We start from the raw sequence: 13,177 nt of genomic DNA, 5'->3' as shown, positions 1-13,177 counted from the left end.
GAGCTCCTCCATGACACAAGAACCCCTGGTGCGCTTCCAGCGCGTCCAGAAAACCTACGACGGCGAACACCTGGTGGTGCGCCAGCTCGACCTGGACATCCACCGCGGCGAGTTCCTGAGCCTGCTCGGGCCTTCGGGCTCGGGCAAGACCACCACGCTGATGATGCTGGCCGGCTTCGAGTCGCCGACCTCGGGCGAGATACTGCTCGAGGGCAAGCCGATCACCGGCACGCCGCCGCACAAGCGCCACTTCGGCATGGTGTTCCAGAACTATGCGCTGTTCCCGCACCTGAGCGTGGGCCAGAACGTGGCCTATCCGCTCACCGTGCGCAAGGTGTCGAAGGACGAGCAGCAGCGCCGCGTGCAGCGCGCACTCGACATGGTGCAGTTGCGCGGCATGACCGACCGGCTGCCCGGCCAGCTCTCGGGCGGCCAGCAGCAGCGCGTGGCATTGGCGCGCGCACTGGTGTTCGAGCCGCAGCTGGTGCTGATGGACGAGCCGCTCGGTGCGCTCGACAAGCAGCTGCGCGAGCACATGCAGATCGAGCTCAAGGACCTGCACCGCCAATTGGGCGTGACCTTCGTCTACGTGACGCACGACCAGGGCGAGGCGCTCACCATGAGCGACCGCGTGGCAGTGTTCAACGAAGGCGTGATCCAGCAGCTGGACACCGTCGGCCGGCTCTACGAGACGCCGTCCAACCGCTTCGTGGCGGGCTTCGTCGGCGACAACACCGTGCTCAAGGGCCAGCTGAGCCGCGGCGGCGAGCAGGCCGAGATGAAGCTGCCCGACGGCCGCGTGCTGCACGGCCTCAACGTCAGCGGCGCGGCCGCGGGCACGGCCGTGGAGGCCTGCATCCGCCCCGAGCGCGTGGTGCTGCACCGCAAGCCCGATGCGCAGGGCGCCAACATGCTCGAAGCCGTGGTGGCGCGTGTCATCTACTTCGGCGACCACCTGCGGCTGCTCTGCAGCGTGGGCGGCGGCCAGGCCGAGGCCACCGTGAAGCTGCCGCTGACCGGCGTGGGCGGCATTGCCACGCCGCAGGCCGGCGAATCGGTGGCGCTCGAATTTCCCGTTGCGCATGCGCGCATGTATGCGCTCTGACGCCGGCGCTGTTTCCCGTTTCCGTCCATCACCCAGGAAGATACCCACCATGAAAAAGACACTCCTTGCCTGCACCGTCGCGGCCAGCTTCGCACTGCCCGCTTTCGCGCAGCAGCAGCTCACCGTGGTCAACTTCGGTGGCGCCAATGCCAACGCGCAGAAGAAGGCCTACTACGAGCCCTACGAGAAGACCGGCACCAAGATCATCCCGGTCGAATACAACGGCGAGCAGGCCAAGATCAAGGCCATGGTCGAGACCAAGAAGATCACTTGGGATGTGGTCGAGGTCGAATCGCCCGATGCGGCGCGCGGCTGCGACGAAGGCCTGTTCGAGAAGCTCGACTATTCGAAGATCGGCAACAAGGCCGACTTCCTGCCGGCCGCTGTCACCGACTGCGGCGTCGGCCTGTTCGTGTGGTCGACCGTGATGGCCTACAACGGCGAGAAGCTCAAGACCGCGCCCACCAGCTGGGCCGATTTCTGGGACGTGAAGAAGATCCCCGGCAAGCGCGGCATGCGCAAGGGCGCGCGCTACAACCTCGAGTTCGCGCTCATGGCCGACGGCGTGAAGCCGGCCGACGTGTACAAGGTGCTGGGCACCAAGGACGGCGCCGACCGCGCATTCAAGAAGCTCACCGAACTCAAGCCCAACATCCAGTGGTGGGAAGCCGGTGCCCAGCCGCCGCAGTTCCTGGTGGCCGGCGACGTGGTGCTCACAACCGTCTACAACGGCCGCATCGACGCGGCCAACCGCGAAGGCCGCGACCTCAAGATCTACTGGCCGGGCGGCATCTACGACCTCGACTATCTCGTGATCCCGAAGGGCGCGCCGAACAAGGAAGCCTCGCTCAAGTACATCCAGTTCGCGATGCAGCCGGCCAACCAGACGGTCTATGCGCAGAACATCGCCTACGGCCCGACCAACACCAAGGCACTGGCTGCGCTGAGCCCCAAGGTGCTGGCCGATCTGCCGACCTCGGCGGCCAACGCCAAGGATGCGCTGCAGTTCAACGTCGGCTTCTGGGCCGACCAGGGTGAGGCGCTCGAGAAGCGCTTCGCATCCTGGGCCACGCAGTAAGCACGCAAGAGGAAGAGGCCATGCACGCGGCAATGTCTGTCCCCCTGGCCTCGGCGGAGGCGCCGCCCGGCGAACTCCGGCGTGCGCTGGCACGCGCCGAGTCGCGCCGCAAGTGGCGCGCCTTCGCGCTCACGCTGCCGCTGCTGGTCTTCCTGCTGCTGACGCTGCTGGTGCCCATCGTGGCGCTGCTGCAGCGCGCGGTCGAGAACCCCGAGGTGGCCAATGCGCTGCCGCGCACCGTGCGTGCGCTCGATGGCTGGGACCGCAAGGAGGCGCCCGCGCCCGCGGCCTATGCCGCCTTCGCGGCCGACCTCGGGCAGTTGCCCGACAGCTCCGACGCGGGCGCGCTGGCGCGCCGCCTCAACACCGAGATCGCGGGCGCCCGCTCGCTCGTGATGGGCGCCTTCCGGGCGCTGCCGATCGCCGGCACGCCGGACGAAATCAAGGCACGCATGCTGGCACTCGATCCGCGTTGGGGCGAGGCGCCGTTCTGGCAGGCCATTGCCAAGAACGGATCGCGCTGGACGCCCGACTACCTGCTCGCCTCGGTCGACCTGCGGCGCGACGTGGCTGGCGAGGTGGAGCGCATGCCCGCCGACCAGCGCGCGTTTGCCGGCATCCTGCTGCGCACCTTCAACATCAGCGCGGTGGTCACCTTCTTCTGCCTGCTGCTGGCGTATCCGCTGGCCTGGTGGCTCTCGACGCTGCCGGCGCGCAAGGCCAACGTGCTGATGATCCTGGTGCTGGTGCCGTTCTGGACTTCCATCCTGGTGCGCGTGGCCGCGTGGATCGTGCTGCTGCAGTCCGAGGGGCTGGTCAACCGCGGGCTCATGGGCATCGGCCTCATCGACCATCCGCTGGCGCTGCTGTTCAACCGCACCGGCGTGATCATCGCGATGGTGCACATCCTGCTGCCGTTCATGATCCTGCCGCTGTACAGCGTGATGAAGAGCGTGCCCCCCACCTACCTGCGCGCGGCTGTCTCGCTCGGCAGCTCGCCACTGGCGGCCTTCTTCCGCGTGTACGTACCCCAGACCTATCCGGGCATCGGCGCCGGCGCGCTCTTGGTGTTCATCCTGGCCATCGGCTACTACGTGACGCCAGCATTGCTCGGCGGTGCGGACGACCAGATGCTGAGCTACTACATCGCGCGCTACACCAACGTCGAGATCAACTGGGGCATGGCCTGTGCGCTGGGCGCCGTGCTGCTCGTCGCCACGCTGTTGCTGTATGCCGTGTACCGCCGCATCGGCAAGGCCGAGCTGAGCCTCGGCTGAGCGGCACGAAGGACGAAAAAGCATGCTGAAGCTTCCTCAATTCCCGGCCTATGCCACCTTCGCCGACAAGCTCGGCTGGTGGCTGGTGCGCGCCGGCTGTGTCGCGGTGCTGGCGTTCCTGCTGGCGCCCATCCTCGTGGTGATTCCGCTGTCCTTCTCGGACAGTTCGTTCCTGGCGTACCCGATCCCGGGCTGGTCGCTCAAGTGGTATCGCAACCTGTTCGAATCGCCCGAGTGGGCACGCGCGGCGCGCAACAGCTTCATCGTGGCGCCCGCCGCAACGGTGCTGGCCACGGTGCTGGGCACGCTCGCGGCGGTCGGCCTGTCGCGCACGAGCTTCGCCTTCAAGGGCCTGCTCATGAGCGTGCTGATCTCGCCGATGGTGGTGCCGATCGTGGTGGTGGGCGTTGCCACTTACCTCTACTTCGCACCCATCGGCCTGGCCGACACCTACTTCGGCTTGATCGTGGTGCATGCGGCGCTGGGCGCGCCTTTCGTGCTGACCACCGTGCTGGCCACGCTGGCGGGCTTCAACCACAACCTGGTGCGCGCCTCGCTGAGCTTGGGCGAGACGCCGTTCAGGACCTTCATGCGCATCACGCTGCCGGTGATTGCGCCGGGCGTGATCTCGGGTGCGCTGTTCGCGTTTGCCACTTCGTTCGACGAAGTGGTGGTCACGCTGTTCCTCGCGGGGCCCGACCAGGTCACGCTGCCGCGCCAGATGTTCACCGGCATCCGCGAGAACATCTCGCCGACGATCGCCGCCGTGGCGACCCTGCTCATCATCTTCACCACCACGCTGCTGCTCGCGCTCGAATGGCTGCGCGGCCGGCGCCGCTGAACCCCCGCACCATGCCTGCTGCCACACCGAACCAGCCGCTCGGCGGCAACACCATGCCGCGATTTGCCGGGCCCGGCACGATGATGCGGCTGCCCGCTGCAACGTCGGCCGAGGGCCTGGACGCGGCCTTCATCGGCGTGCCGCTGGACATCGGCACCTCCAACCGGCCGGGCGCGCGTTTCGGGCCCAGGCAGATCCGCGCCGAGTCGGCCCTGCTGCGGCCCTACAACATGGCCACCGGCGCCGCGCCGTTCGACCGGCTGAACGTGGCCGACCTCGGCGACGTGCCGATCAACACCTATTCGCTCGAGAAGTCCGTCGAGATCATCTCGGCCTTCTACGACACCGTGCTGGCCGCCGGCTGCGCGCCGCTCACCCTCGGCGGCGACCACACCATCGCGCTGCCCATCCTGCGGGCACTGGCGCGCAAGCACGGCCCGGTGGCGCTGGTGCACGTCGATGCGCATGCGGACGTGAACGATGACATGTTCGGCGAGCGCATCGCGCACGGCACGCCGTTCCGCCGCGCGGTCGAAGAAGGCTTGCTGGCATGCGACAAGGTCTGGCAGATCGGCCTGCGCGGCACCGGCTATGCGGCCGACGATTTCGACTGGCCGCGCGCGCAAGGCTTCACCGTGGTGCAGGCGCACGAGGTCTGGTACCAGTCGCTGGCGCCGCTGATGGCGCAGGTGCGCGAGCGCATCGGGCCGGCACATCCGGTCTACATCAGCTTCGACATCGACGGCATCGACCCTTCGTTTGCCGGCGGCACGGGCACGCCCGAGATCGGCGGCCTCACGGTGCCGCAGGCGCTGGAGATCGTGCGCGGCTGCCGCGGCCTGAACGTGGTGGGCGCCGACCTGGTGGAGGTGAGTCCGCCCTACGACACCAGCGGGAACACCGCACTGTTGGGGGCCAATCTTCTGTACGAGATGCTTTGCGTGCTGCCCGGCGTGTCCTACCGCTGATGCGTGTGGCTGGCCCCGGCCAGTCCGATATTTCCACGAAGACGACAGAAAAATCATGAATACGAAGACATCCCCCCTCGCATTGCTCAACGACCCGACCCTTCTGAAGACCGATGCGCTGATCGCCGGCGAATGGGTCGAAGGCGCGAGCCGCTTCGACGTGAACGACCCCGCCACCGGCCAGAAGCTCGCCGACGTGGCCAACCTCTCGCGCGCGGACGCGGCCGCGGCGATAGCCGCTGCCCACAAGGCGCTTGCGGCATGGCGCGGCAAGACCGGCAAGGAGCGCAGCATCGTGCTGCGCAAGTGGTTCGACCTCTTGATCGCCAACACCGAGGACCTGGGCCGCCTGATGACCGCCGAGCAGGGCAAGCCCTTTGCCGAGGCCAAGGGCGAGGTTGCCTACGGCGCGAGCTTCATCGAGTGGTTTGCCGAAGAGGCCAAGCGCGTCAACGGCGAGGTGCTGCCGCAGTTCGACAACAACCGGCGCCTGCTGGTGATGAAGCAGGCCATCGGCGTGTGCGCGGCCATCACGCCGTGGAATTTTCCGCTCGCGATGATCACGCGCAAGGTGGCGCCGGCGCTCGCGGCAGGGTGCACCGTGGTCATCAAGCCGGCCGAACTCACGCCGCTCACGGCGCTGGCCGCCGCCGAGCTCGCGGTGCGCGCAGGCATTCCGCCCGGCGTGCTCAACGTGCTCACGGCCGACAGCCAGAACAGCATCGCGGTCGGCAAGGAACTCTGCGAGAGCGACATCGTGCGCCACCTGAGCTTCACGGGCTCGACCGAGGTGGGCCGCATCCTGATGAGCCAGTGCGCGCCGACAGTCAAGAAGCTGTCGCTCGAGCTCGGCGGCAACGCGCCGTTCCTGGTGTTCGACGATGCCGATGTCGAGTCGGCGGTCGAGGGCGCCATGGCCAGCAAATACCGCAACGCCGGCCAGACCTGCGTGTGCGCGAACAGGCTCTATGTGCAGGACGGCATCTACGACAGCTTCGTCGAGAAATTCTCGGCCAAGGTCAGGGCGCTCAAGGTCGGCAACGGCTTCGACGAAGGCGTGATGCAGGGCCCGCTGATCGAGGACGCGGCCATCGACAAGGTGCAGCGCCACGTCGACGATGCCGTGGCCAAGGGCGGCAAGGTGCTGGCCGGCGGGCGCAAGATCAGCGGCCAGTTCTTCGAGCCCACCGTGATCGCCGAGGCCACGCCCGACATGCTCTGCGCGCGCGAAGAAACCTTCGGTCCCTTCGCACCCGTGTTCCGCTTCAAGACCGAGCAGGAGGCCATCGATGCGGCCAACAACACCGAGTTCGGGCTGGCGAGCTACTTCTACACCCGCGACGTGGGCCGCATCTTTCGCGTGGCCGAGGCGCTGGAGTACGGCATGGTCGGCATCAACGCCGGCGTGATCGCCACCGAGCATGTGCCCTTCGGCGGCGTGAAGCAGTCGGGCCTCGGGCGCGAGGGTTCGCACCATGGCATGGACGACTACGTCGAGATCAAGTACCTCTGCCTCGGAGACATCCAGAAGTAGGGCTTCGCATCGCCGCGGCGGACGAAAGAAGGCGTTTAACAATTCATTCACCGTCTGGCGACGGCGCGGCGCTCGCGCCGCGGCTCGGCTGCGCAGACAGCGCGTTGAAGCGCGCCAAAAGTCACATCCGTGGAACTTGCAAGCGCGTGCCTTGTCGCGCGCCTGCTTACCCTTGGGCGTTCTCGGCTGGACTGCGTTGGCATCGGAATCTCCCGGTGGACGCAGTCGATTCGAAACCCAAGGAGATCCCATGAAGATTCAGAGTTCGATGTGCCGCATCCTGGTGGCCACCGCCATGGCCTTTGCCATTGCACCTGCCATCGCGCAAGGTGTTGCACCGGGAAAGAAGGCAGACATGCCTTCCGTTTCGGGCAACGCGCAAATGCCGGCGGGCCAGCAGAACCAGACCGGTGGCCCGATGGGCGAGACCGGCACGACGATGCAATCCGCAACGCCTCCCACGAGGGCCCAGGAGCCTTACGTGAGTGCGCCGGTTCGCTCGGCCGCTTATGCGCCCGCTCACAAGCATCGGCCGGTCATGCGCCGTGCCCGCGCCGACCGCGGCTGATCCTCGCTCGCTTCCACACCCGGCCGCTGCCCCTCCAGCGGCCTTTTTTTATGCACATCTCACGCTTCCTCACGCTGGCCCTCGTCGGCCTTGCAACGCTCCTGCAACCAGCGGCCGCGGCCGAACCCGCGCGAAGCGCCGAGACGGAACCGCCCGACGTCCGGCAACTCGCGCAGGCAGCCCTGGCCACGCGCGACAGCCAAGGCCTGCCCTTCGCCATCGTCGACAAGAAGGGCGCACGCGTGTTCATCTATGGCGCGGACGGCGGCCTCAAGGGCGCGTCGCCGGTGCTGCTGGGGCTTGCGCGCGGTGACGACTCGGTGCCTGGCATCGGCGAACGGAAGATGTCCGCCATCCGGCCCGAAGAGCGGACCACGCCCGCGGGGCGTTTCATCTCGGAGCCCGGCGTCAACCTGCAGGGCGAAGACATCGTCTGGATCGACTACGAGGCGGCCGTGTCGATGCATCGGGTCCGGACCGGCAACAAGAACGAGCGCCGGCTCGAGCGGCTTGCTTCCACGCTGGCCGAGGATCACCGCATCTCCTACGGATGCATCAATGTTCCCGCGAAGTTCTACGACGCGCATGTCAAGCCCTTGTTCGGCAGGGCGCCCGGCGTCATCTACGTGCTGCCTGAGACGAGGCCGCCGCGCGACTACTTCAAGTTCCTGCCGCATTGAGAAGGGCGATGCGGCACCGGGACGAGCTGCAAAAAATATCCTCCTCACGCAGCAAAAAATCACGGGCTCGATGCGGCACCGATCTTTCGCGCGTTCGTGGCTGCTAGGCTCGCCGCTCACGGCCAACTCGGCCTCAACAAGGGAGTAGAAAAATGAATTTGCTTTGGTTTCTCGTCGTGGGCCTGGTGGCTGGCTGGCTCGCCGGCATGCTCGTCAGGGGCGGCGGCTTCGGCCTCATCGGCGATCTTGTCGTCGGCGTGGTCGGGGCCTTCTTCGGCGGCTTCATGTTCACCACACTGGGCATCGCCCAAGGCAGCGGACTTGTCGGCAGCCTGCTCGTTGCCACCGTGGGTGCGGTGGTGCTGCTGTTCATCGTGCGGCTCATCAAGCGCTGATTGCGCGCCTTCGCTGCGCCGCCTTCAGCGGCTGCCGGCGAGGGCGACCACTTCGACTTCCACCTTGAAGCCGAAGTGCAGCGGTCCCGTCGGCACGATGGCGCGGGAGGGCCGCGCATCGCCGGCCCATTCAGCATAGAGAGTGTTGAAGGCCGGCCAGTTCTCGATGTCATCGAGATAGACGCGCACCTGCACCAGGCGATCGATCCCGCTTCCGGCCGCAGCCAGGGCGGCCGCCACATTCTCGAGCACCTGCTGCGCCTGCTGTTCGAAGGAGGCCTTGGCGAGGCGCGTGCCGTCGGGCGCGATGGGCAGCTGCCCCGACACGAAGACGAAGCCATTGGCCACCGTGGCGTGGCTGTAGTGGCCGCCCGGTGCCGCAAGACCGGCTGGTGCGACGGGTTGGATGTCGGTGGTGTTCTTGGTGCTCATGGTGTTGCCTACCAGCCGTGCAGCCGGCTCCAGGTTTCCAGTGTTCCGTCCGGCGCCAGTGCGTGATATCCGGGAAACTGCGCGCCTGTGGCGCAGGCATGGTTGGGCAGGATGCGAAGCTGCGTGCCGATGGGAAAGCGCGCTTCGATGTCGGGGTCGGGCGCGCCCTCGCGCGAGAGGATGCCGTGCTCCTGGTTGGCGCCGCTGAGCAGGTAGCCCTCGAGCACCGTTCCGTCGACGCTGCAGACCTGCCCATAGCCGTGGTCGCGCTTCTGTTTCTGTGTGCCGCGGTCGCGGCTCATCGCCATCCAGCCCGCATCGACGATGGCCCAACCCTTGTCGGGCTGGTGGCCGATGACGGTGGTCAGCACGCTGAGCGCGATGTCCTGCGGCTCGCAGACGCCGACGTTCTTCATCACCAGGTCGAACAGCACGTAGACGCCGGCGCGCACTTCGGTCACGCCGTCCAGTTGTTCTGCCGACAGCGCCGTGGGCGTGGAGCCGACGCTGACCACGGGGCAGGGCAGGCCGGCCGCGCGCAGCCGCTCGGCGGCCTGCACGCAGCCCGCGCGTTCCTGCTCGGCCAGCGCGGCCAGCGCCTCGTGCGTGTCGAGGTCATAGCTGGAGCCCGCATGCGTGAGAACCCCGCCCAGCACCATGCCGCCCGCATGCAGGATGCGCCCCACCTCGAGCAGCGCCGCTTCGCCGGGCTTGATGCCGGAGCGGTGGCCGTCGGTGTCGATCTCGATCCATACCTCGAACGGCTCGCCCTGCGCGCGTCCGAACGCGCTGATGGCCGCGGCGGAGGCCGCGCTGTCTGTGATGATCTTGAGGTCGCAGCCCTTGCGCCGCAGGGCAAGTGCCTGCGCCAATCGGTGCTGCGCCATCCCGACGGCATAGAGGATGTCGGTGATCCCGTCGGCAAAGAACTGCTCGGCCTCCTTGAGCGTGGAAACGGTGATGCCCTGTGCGCCGGCAGCGAGCTGCGCACGCACGACCGGCGTGCACTTGGTGGTCTTCACATGCGGGCGAAAACGCTTGCCGAGCGCGTCCATGCGCGCCTGCATGCGGTCGATGTTGCGCTGCATGCGCGGCAGGTCGATGAGGGCCGCCGGCGTGCCGAGCGCCGCGAGGTGCGTGGGTGTGTGCATGCGCCCTACTGTAAGGATTCGAGGGGCTGGCGTGGTTCAACGCAGCTGTATCGATCGTTAAGCCAGGCTGAATGCCCCGGGGCGCCCACCGTGCTTCTTGGGTGGCGCAACTTCGCGTAGGCGGATTTCCCAAGCCGGTGCCGAAGGGATTTTCCGGAACTAGCATGGATCGAACCGCAGGCCGCCGCACCCGGCTTTTCATCGATTTCTTGTTGCAAAGGAGAGCGCCATGCCATCCATTCGTTTCCGCAGCCTCGTGCTTGCGTGTGCCGTCGCGGTCGGCGGCGTCGCGGTCGTGGGCTGCACCACCACGCGGCCCCAGGACCAGGCCAGCAGCACCTCGTCGCGCGCATCGATCGACGCCCAGGTGGATGCCGCGTTGTCCAAGCTCTACGACTCCGCGCGGGGTTCGCGCGAACTGGTCGCGTCGTCCAAGGGCGTGCTGGTGTTTCCCGCCGTGGTCGGCGCCAGCATGGGCATCGGCGCCGAGTACGGCCGCGGCGCGCTGCGCGTGGGCGGGCGCACGCAGGCGTACTACAGCACCACGGCCGGATCGATCGGCTTCCAGGCTGGCGCGCAGTCCAAGGCCGTGATCTACGTGTTCACCACGCAGGCCGCGCTCGACCGGTTCCGCAACAGCAAGGGCTGGACCGCCGGTGCCGATGCCACCGTGGCCGCCGCCACCTTCGGCGCCAATGGCAGCATCGACACCAACACCATCCAGCAGCCCGTGGTCGGCTTTGTGCTGACCAATGTCGGCCTCGAAGCGGGCGTGTCGCTGTCGGGCGCGAAGATCAGCGAGATCAGGCTGTAGCCCGTCAACCGCCGGCGTGCGCGAGGAGCCGCGACTGCAGCTCGGCAATTTGCCTCTGAAGCGCGGCGTTCTCGGCCGTCAGTTCGGCCACGCGCTGCTGCAGTTGCAAAACGGCCCCATCGGTTGCCGGCGACTCGGCCGTATCCGGTCCAGCAGATTCGACCGCCTCCTCGCGGGGCCTGCGCCTGGATTCGCGTACGCGCTTGGCCGCCTGCCTGAGCTCGTCCTTGCCGGCGTTGGCCGCCGAGACCTGCTCGTCGGCGGGCAGGCTCGCCACGGCCGCGGCCGTGTTGATGGAGATCACGCCGGCCTTCACCGCCGCCACGAGTTCGGGCGCGGCCTGCTTCTGGATCTTCTCGATCATCACCACCTGGTTGCTGCTGAGCCGCGCGGCACGCGCGATGGCTTCGCGGCTGCCGAGCGGCGCGGGTGGAGGCAGGGTGGCAGCGCGGTCGGCGGGTGACGCCTGCGGCGCATCGGTGTCGAAGGGCGGGTCGTTGTCGTCCGGCGAAGCCGTCTGCGCCAGCGCGCGTGCGCGGCGCTCGTCGACGATGTCCTTCTTGCGAAGCGCCAGCACGCCGCGCAGGAAGTCGGAGATGCTGCGACGGCCCAGGTGCTGGTCGATCATCCAGAGGTGCACATCCTCGATCGTCTTGAAGCGCGTGTTCTGCACCGTCTGGAACGGCAGGCCGTGCTTCTGGCAGATGCCGTAGCGGTTGTGGCCGTCGACCAGCACGTCGCCCCACAGCACCAGCGCGTCGCGGCAGCCTTCGGTAAGGATGCTGCGTTCCAGCGCCTCGTGCTCCTCCGGGGTCAGTGGGTCGATATAGGCTTTGAGTTCTTCGTTGACGACGATGTTCATGGGCAAGGGAGCGGGGAAAGGGGCGAAATTCTAGATGGGCGGCGAACGTTCGATCGGCCCGGAAGCGCCAGCATGGCTGTCTCGCTTTGGCGTGCTCGAACGTCTATGGGGTATGGAGCATGAAGAGGGTGGGGAACGGAGCTTTCATGCATCCGCAATTAGTAATAATTCTCATTTGTATTTAGAACTTCAGGAGTACCGCCTTCATGGTCACAGGTCCGCGCCTTCGCCGGCATTCCTCAGGGCGGCCTGCGCCCCGCCTCGCATGATGAGAGAGCCCGCCGAGATGGCGCTTCATTCGTCCGAGCCCACGCTCGCGGAGGTCTTCATCGCCCATCGTCCGCAGCTGATGCGCGTGGCGCGACGGATCGTCCGCACGCGGGAGCTGGCCGACGACGTGATGCAGGATGCCTATCTCAAGATTGCCGACGGCCCGTGTGTGCGCAAGGCCGACCGGCCCATCGGCTATTGTTGCCAGGTGGTGCGCAACGTCGCGCTCGATTGCTGCCGGCGCCACACCGTGGAGGCGAGCTACCGCAGCTTCGACATCGACGTCGAGGCGCTGGATGTGGCGGGGCCTCCTGCACCGGACCGCCTGATGCGCGAGCGGCAGGCCATTCACGCGATCGACAAGGTGCTGGCTGGCCTGCCCGCGCGCACGCGGCGGGTGTTCGAGCTCTACCGGCTCGAAGGTCTCACGCAGCGCGAGATCGCACTGCACATGGGCTGCGCACTCGGCCTCGTGAACGGGCTCATCGCCGAAGCGGCAGAGGCCATCAAGGCATGCGGCCGGCTGCTCGAGGACGATTGAGCGCCGCTTCGCGCGCCACTGGACACCAGCGGGATTGGTGTAAGGTAAAAGTCCTGGCGCCGGCGCAACATGCGCCCGCGCAATGCCTTTCATCATTCACGCATGACACAAGAACAGGACGACCCCCTCTGGAGCGCCGCGTGGCAGTGGGTGCAGCGCGAGCACGACCGCGAGAACTTCGATGCGGCCGCGCGCGCCGAGATGACGGCGTGGCTCGTTGCCGATGCTGCCCATCGCAAGGCCTACGACAAGGCGGCCCGCCTGTGGCTCCTGGCCGGCCTGGTGCCGCCGTCCGCTTCGGAGTGAACAGATCCCGGCCTGAAACGTCTTGTTGAGCAGGAGCGAAGAGATGGCCCGCCGGGCCGTCGCACCGCGCCTCTGTTCAACCATAGGGACGTATCCATGTCGACGAGCTGCTTCGATCGCGAAGGCGAGACCTTCATCGTTCTGGTCAACCACGAAGACCAGTATTCCATCTGGCCCCACTGGAAGGCCGTGCCGAACGGATGGACCGCGGTCGGCGGCGTCGAGGGCGACAAGAAGACCGTGCTCGCCTATGTCGAAGAGGCGTGGACCGATATGCGGCCGCGCTCGCTGCGCGAGTGGATGGCGCAGCAGGAAACAACTCCCGCCACCAGCCTGAAGACCACGGCCGGCTGAC

At 67.2% G+C, this 13,177-nt stretch carries 16 protein-coding genes; 13 read left to right on the top strand and 3 right to left on the bottom strand.

The genetic code is table 11. From position 1 onward, the window contains the following. The first annotated feature begins 10 nt into the window (after positions 1 to 10). From ABID97_RS21580 to ABID97_RS21540, 9 genes are all read left to right on the top strand, one after another. On the top strand, positions 11 to 1,105 hold the full coding sequence (locus tag ABID97_RS21580; RefSeq protein WP_354400619.1) for an ABC transporter ATP-binding protein: 1,095 nt from the start codon (positions 11 to 13) through the stop codon (positions 1,103 to 1,105). 49 nt (positions 1,106 to 1,154) lie between these two features. Beyond that, positions 1,155 to 2,183: an ABC transporter substrate-binding protein gene (locus ABID97_RS21575; RefSeq protein ID WP_354400617.1), complete on the top strand. Its 1,029-nt coding sequence runs from the start codon at positions 1,155 to 1,157 to the stop codon at positions 2,181 to 2,183. Between the two features lie 20 nt (positions 2,184 to 2,203). Then, entirely contained in the window at positions 2,204 to 3,460 is a 1,257-nt protein-coding gene (locus ABID97_RS21570; RefSeq protein ID WP_503012788.1) for an ABC transporter permease, read from the top strand. Positions 3,461 to 3,482: 22 nt separating this feature from the next. Then, the gene (locus ABID97_RS21565) at positions 3,483 to 4,301 is read left to right on the top strand and encodes an ABC transporter permease (protein ID WP_354400615.1); all 819 of its coding nucleotides are present in this window, start codon (positions 3,483 to 3,485) and stop codon (positions 4,299 to 4,301) included. Positions 4,302 to 4,312: 11 nt separating this feature from the next. Further along, positions 4,313 to 5,269, top strand: coding sequence for an agmatinase (gene speB, locus ABID97_RS21560; RefSeq protein WP_354400614.1), 957 nt, complete (start codon positions 4,313 to 4,315; stop codon positions 5,267 to 5,269). A gap of 55 nt (positions 5,270 to 5,324) precedes the next feature. Continuing rightward, a complete protein-coding gene (locus tag ABID97_RS21555) occupies positions 5,325 to 6,803 on the top strand; it encodes an NAD-dependent succinate-semialdehyde dehydrogenase (RefSeq protein WP_354400613.1) in 1,479 nt (492 codons plus the stop codon). A gap of 250 nt (positions 6,804 to 7,053) precedes the next feature. Continuing rightward, positions 7,054 to 7,371, top strand: coding sequence for a hypothetical protein (locus ABID97_RS21550; RefSeq protein WP_354400612.1), 318 nt, complete (start codon positions 7,054 to 7,056; stop codon positions 7,369 to 7,371). 50 nt (positions 7,372 to 7,421) lie between these two features. Then, complete coding sequence (locus tag ABID97_RS21545) at positions 7,422 to 8,051, top strand: L,D-transpeptidase (RefSeq protein ID WP_354400611.1); 630 nt, start codon at positions 7,422 to 7,424, stop codon at positions 8,049 to 8,051. Between the two features lie 152 nt (positions 8,052 to 8,203). Continuing rightward, on the top strand, positions 8,204 to 8,446 hold the full coding sequence (locus tag ABID97_RS21540) for a GlsB/YeaQ/YmgE family stress response membrane protein (RefSeq protein WP_354400610.1): 243 nt from the start codon (positions 8,204 to 8,206) through the stop codon (positions 8,444 to 8,446). Between the two features lie 24 nt (positions 8,447 to 8,470). Here the strand turns inward: ABID97_RS21540 and ABID97_RS21535 are convergent, their stop codons facing one another. Together ABID97_RS21535 and ABID97_RS21530 are read right to left on the bottom strand one after the other, a co-directional pair. Continuing rightward, entirely contained in the window at positions 8,471 to 8,878 is a 408-nt protein-coding gene (locus tag ABID97_RS21535) for a RidA family protein (protein WP_354400609.1), read from the bottom strand. Positions 8,879 to 8,886: 8 nt separating this feature from the next. Then, positions 8,887 to 10,029 (bottom strand): DSD1 family PLP-dependent enzyme, encoded by a 1,143-nt coding sequence (locus ABID97_RS21530; protein ID WP_354400607.1) that lies wholly within the window; start codon positions 10,027 to 10,029, stop codon positions 8,887 to 8,889. A 229-nt stretch (positions 10,030 to 10,258) separates the two neighbouring features. On the opposite strand from ABID97_RS21530, the gene ABID97_RS21525 reads away from it, so the two are divergent. Continuing rightward, positions 10,259 to 10,843 (top strand): BPSL1445 family SYLF domain-containing lipoprotein, encoded by a 585-nt coding sequence (locus ABID97_RS21525; protein WP_354400606.1) that lies wholly within the window; start codon positions 10,259 to 10,261, stop codon positions 10,841 to 10,843. A gap of 4 nt (positions 10,844 to 10,847) precedes the next feature. Here the strand turns inward: ABID97_RS21525 and ABID97_RS21520 are convergent, their stop codons facing one another. Continuing rightward, positions 10,848 to 11,705 (bottom strand): plasmid replication/partition related protein, encoded by an 858-nt coding sequence (locus ABID97_RS21520; RefSeq protein WP_354400605.1) that lies wholly within the window; start codon positions 11,703 to 11,705, stop codon positions 10,848 to 10,850. Between the two features lie 265 nt (positions 11,706 to 11,970). Between ABID97_RS21520 and ABID97_RS21515 the strand changes: the two genes are divergently transcribed. From ABID97_RS21515 to ABID97_RS21505, 3 genes are all read left to right on the top strand, one after another. Further along, on the top strand, positions 11,971 to 12,516 hold the full coding sequence (locus ABID97_RS21515; RefSeq protein ID WP_354400604.1) for a sigma-70 family RNA polymerase sigma factor: 546 nt from the start codon (positions 11,971 to 11,973) through the stop codon (positions 12,514 to 12,516). A 102-nt stretch (positions 12,517 to 12,618) separates the two neighbouring features. Then, a complete protein-coding gene (locus ABID97_RS21510; RefSeq protein WP_354400603.1) occupies positions 12,619 to 12,822 on the top strand; it encodes a DUF4880 domain-containing protein in 204 nt (67 codons plus the stop codon). Positions 12,823 to 12,918: 96 nt separating this feature from the next. Next, entirely contained in the window at positions 12,919 to 13,176 is a 258-nt protein-coding gene (locus ABID97_RS21505) for an MbtH family protein (protein WP_354400602.1), read from the top strand. Position 13,177 lies beyond the last annotated feature (1 nt).

The organism is Variovorax sp. OAS795, assembly GCF_040546685.1.
Classification (GTDB): domain Bacteria; phylum Pseudomonadota; class Gammaproteobacteria; order Burkholderiales; family Burkholderiaceae_C; genus Variovorax.
Note: the sequence above shows the minus strand (reverse complement) of the source record. Positions and strands in the feature narration are given on the sequence as shown.